4 protein-coding genes are annotated in these 3,201 nt (G+C 62.3%); 3 read left to right on the top strand and 1 reads right to left on the bottom strand.

The window, feature by feature from the left end; genetic code table 11:
* Positions 1–182 precede the first annotated feature (182 nt).
* Positions 183–1,103 carry a lipid A biosynthesis lauroyl acyltransferase gene (locus G3436_RS25220; RefSeq protein ID WP_163950844.1) on the bottom strand — a complete coding sequence of 307 codons (921 nt, stop codon included), beginning with the start codon at positions 1,101–1,103 and terminating at the stop codon, positions 183–185.
* Positions 1,104–1,214: 111 nt separating this feature from the next.
* On the opposite strand from G3436_RS25220, the gene minC reads away from it, so the two are divergent.
* The 3 genes from minC (at position 1,215) to minE (ending at position 3,146) form a co-directional block, all read left to right on the top strand.
* On the top strand, positions 1,215–1,976 hold the full coding sequence (minC, locus tag G3436_RS25215) for a septum site-determining protein MinC (RefSeq protein ID WP_163950840.1): 762 nt from the start codon (positions 1,215–1,217) through the stop codon (positions 1,974–1,976).
* A 99-nt stretch (positions 1,977–2,075) separates the two neighbouring features.
* Positions 2,076–2,888, top strand: a complete 813-nt coding sequence (gene minD / locus G3436_RS25210; protein ID WP_163950837.1) for a septum site-determining protein MinD — start codon at positions 2,076–2,078, stop codon at positions 2,886–2,888.
* 3 nt (positions 2,889–2,891) lie between these two features.
* Positions 2,892–3,146 (top strand): cell division topological specificity factor MinE, encoded by a 255-nt coding sequence (gene minE / locus G3436_RS25205; RefSeq protein ID WP_019693048.1) that lies wholly within the window; start codon positions 2,892–2,894, stop codon positions 3,144–3,146.
* Positions 3,147–3,201: the final 55 nt, after the last annotated feature.

Raw genomic sequence — 3,201 nt, 5'->3', positions numbered from 1 at the left:
GCGGCACGGGCGCCACCGCCAGAGAGGATCAGGCCGGTGACGGGGGGTTGGTGCTGACATGTACTGCTCCCTGAGATCGGTGTCGACGCCTTCGCTGGCAAGCCAGCTCCCACAGGTATCAGGTGCGCCACAGATCCCTGTGGGAGCTGGCTTGCCAGCGAAGGGCGCACCGCAGTGTCCTGTCAGTACAGCTTGGGCGCCCCTGGCGGGCGCGACTTGAAGCGCCGATGCGCCCATAAGTACTGCTCGGGGCATTCCTGCAACGCGCCTTCGATCCACTGGTTGATGCGCAGGCAATCCGCCGTTTCGCTCGCCCCCGGAAAGTCCTCCAGCGGCGCATGGATCACCAGCCGATAGCCGCTACCGTCCGCCAGCCGCTGCTGGGTGAACGGAATCACCCGCGCCCGCCCCAACCGCGCGAACTTGGTCGTCGCGGTCACAGTGGCCGCCTCGATGCCGAACAGCGGCACGAACACGCTCTGCTTGGCGCCATAGTCCTGGTCGGGTGCATACCAGATCGCCCGCCCCGAACGCAGCAGCTTGAGCATGCCGCGCACATCCTCGCGCTCCACCGCCAGCGAGTCGAGGTTGTGGCGCTCGCGCCCACGGCGCTGTACATAGTCGAACAACGGGTTCTTGTGCTCGCGGTACATGCCATCGATGGTGTGTTGCTGGCCGAGCAGGGCCGCGCCGATCTCCAGCGTGGTGAAGTGCAGGGCCATCAGGATGGCCCCCTGACCATCACGTTGCGCCGCCTGCAAGTGCTCCAGCCCTTGGATGTGCGCCAGGCGCGCCAACCGGGCCTTTGGCCACCACCAGCTCATGGCCATCTCGAAGAAGGCGATGCCGGTGGAGGCGAAGTTTTCCTTGAGCAGGCGAGTTCGCTCGACAGACGGTAATTCGGCGAAACACAGTTCCAGGTTGCGCGCCGCAATGCGTCGGCGATCACCGGCCACGCGGTACATCAGGGCACCCAGCACACGGCCCAGCACCAGCAAAACCCCGTAGGGCAGCTGTACGATCAGCCAGAGCACGGCAAGCCCCAGCCACAGCGGCCAGAAGCGTGGGTGCAGAAAATAAAGACGAAAACGCGGGCGATCCATTAAACATTCCGGAAAGACGAGGGCCGGGCATTCTACATCGGTTCGCTGCGGGTTGCGGCTAACCGGCGTTCTCGTTATAAGTCTGAGCACTTTTTCGTAACAAGCTGCCTTATGCCGACCATGAGCCAAACCCAGACGCCCGACCAAGCCCCCGTGTTCCAGCTCAAGGGCAGCATGCTCGCCATCACCGTGCTCGAGCTTGCGCAGAACAACCTCGAAGGCCTTGATCGGCAGTTGGCGGCCAAGGTCGCCCAGGCGCCGAACTTCTTCAGCAATACACCGCTGGTGCTGGCGCTGGACAAACTGCCGGCCGGCGAAGGCGCCGTCGATCTGCCCGGCCTGATGCGCGTGTGCCGCCACCATGGCCTGCGCACCCTGGCCATTCGCGCCAGCCGCATCGAGGACATCGCGGCGGCGATAGCCATCGACCTGCCGGTACTGCCACCGTCCGGTGCCCGCGAACGTGCACTGGAGCCAGTGGTAGAGGCGCCGCCTGCGCCAAAACCCGAGCCGATACCCGCCCCGCCGCCAGAGCCTGCGGTAAAACCGACGAAAATCGTTACAACCACGGTGCGCGGCGGCCAACAGATCTATGCTCAGGGCGGCGACCTGGTGGTACTGGCGTCGGTCAGTCCCGGTGCGGAACTTCTGGCCGATGGCAACATCCATGTTTACGGCGCAATGCGCGGTCGCGCCCTGGCCGGTATCAAGGGCAATACCAAGGCACGCATTTTCTGCCAGCAACTGACCGCTGAAATGGTCTCGATCGCCGGGCAGTACAAAGTGGCTGAAGACCTGCGCCGCGACCCATTGTGGGGGGCCAACGTACAAGTCAGCCTGTCCGGCGACGTGTTGAACATCACCCGTCTTTAACGGATACTTGCCGCCATTTTCAGCGCAACTTTTCCATCTGTTGCCAGTTTGGTTATTTTTGGGACTTCGACGTCCTTTTTTCTTTAGGGGTGATACACCTTGGCCAAGATTCTCGTGGTTACATCCGGCAAGGGTGGTGTGGGTAAGACCACCACCAGCGCCGCTATCGGTACCGGCCTCGCACTGCGTGGCCACAAGACGGTCATCGTCGACTTCGACGTTGGCCTGCGTAACCTCGACCTGATCATGGGTTGCGAGCGCCGCGTGGTGTACGACTTCGTCAACGTGGTCAATGGCGAAGCCAACCTGCAGCAGGCCCTGATCAAGGACAAGCGCCTTGAGAACCTGTACGTGCTGGCCGCCAGCCAGACCCGCGACAAAGAAGCGCTGACCAAGGAAGGCGTGGGCAAGGTCCTCGCCGAGCTGAAAGAAACCTTCGAATACGTGATCTGCGATTCCCCGGCGGGTATCGAGACCGGCGCCCACCTGGCGATGTACTACGCCGACGAAGCCATCGTGGTGACCAACCCGGAAGTGTCCTCGGTACGTGACTCGGACCGCATGCTGGGCCTGCTGGCCAGCAAGTCCCTGCGCGCCGAAAAGGGTGAAGCCCCGATCAAGGAACACCTGCTGCTCACCCGCTACAACCCCGATCGCGTCAGCAAGGGCGAGATGCTGGGCGTGGAGGACGTGAAGGAAATCCTGGCAGTGACCCTGCTGGGCGTTATTCCAGAGTCCCAGGCAGTGCTCAAGGCTTCCAACCAGGGCGTACCGGTGATCCTTGATGACCAGAGCGACGCCGGCCAGGCGTACAGCGATGCCGTCGATCGCCTGCTGGGCAAAACCTTGGAACACCGGTTCCTCGATGTACAGAAGAAGGGATTCTTCGAGCGCCTGTTTGGAGGCAACTGACCAATGAACCTTTTTGACTTCTTTCGTGCCAACAAAAAAGTCAGCACCGCGTCGGTTGCGAAAGAGCGTCTACAGATCATCGTGGCGCACGAACGCGGCCAGCGCAGTACTCCGGACTACCTGCCAGCCTTGCAGAAGGAACTGGTGGAGGTGATTCGCAAGTACGTCAACATCGGCTCCGATGATGTGCACGTCGCTCTCGAAAACCAGGGCAGCTGCTCTATCCTGGAACTCAATATCACCCTGCCCGATCGTTGATCGACGCACACGGGTAACCTGCCACGGCGGCGGTCGGGCCCGGGCTTACACGCCC

This window comes from Pseudomonas brassicae (assembly GCF_010671725.1).
Lineage (GTDB): Bacteria > Pseudomonadota > Gammaproteobacteria > Pseudomonadales > Pseudomonadaceae > Aquipseudomonas > Aquipseudomonas brassicae.
This window is presented reverse-complemented; position numbering and strand designations above follow the sequence as displayed.

Excerpts from the sequence above, each read along its gene's own strand:
- G3436_RS25220 (WP_163950844.1), bottom strand. The coding sequence starts at position 1,103 with ATGGATCGCCCGCGTTTTCGTCTTTATTTTCTGCACCCACGCTTCTGG.
- minE (WP_019693048.1), top strand. The coding sequence starts at position 2,892 with ATGAACCTTTTTGACTTCTTTCGTGCCAACAAAAAAGTCAGCACCGCG.
- minC (WP_163950840.1), top strand. The coding sequence starts at position 1,215 with ATGCCGACCATGAGCCAAACCCAGACGCCCGACCAAGCCCCCGTGTTC.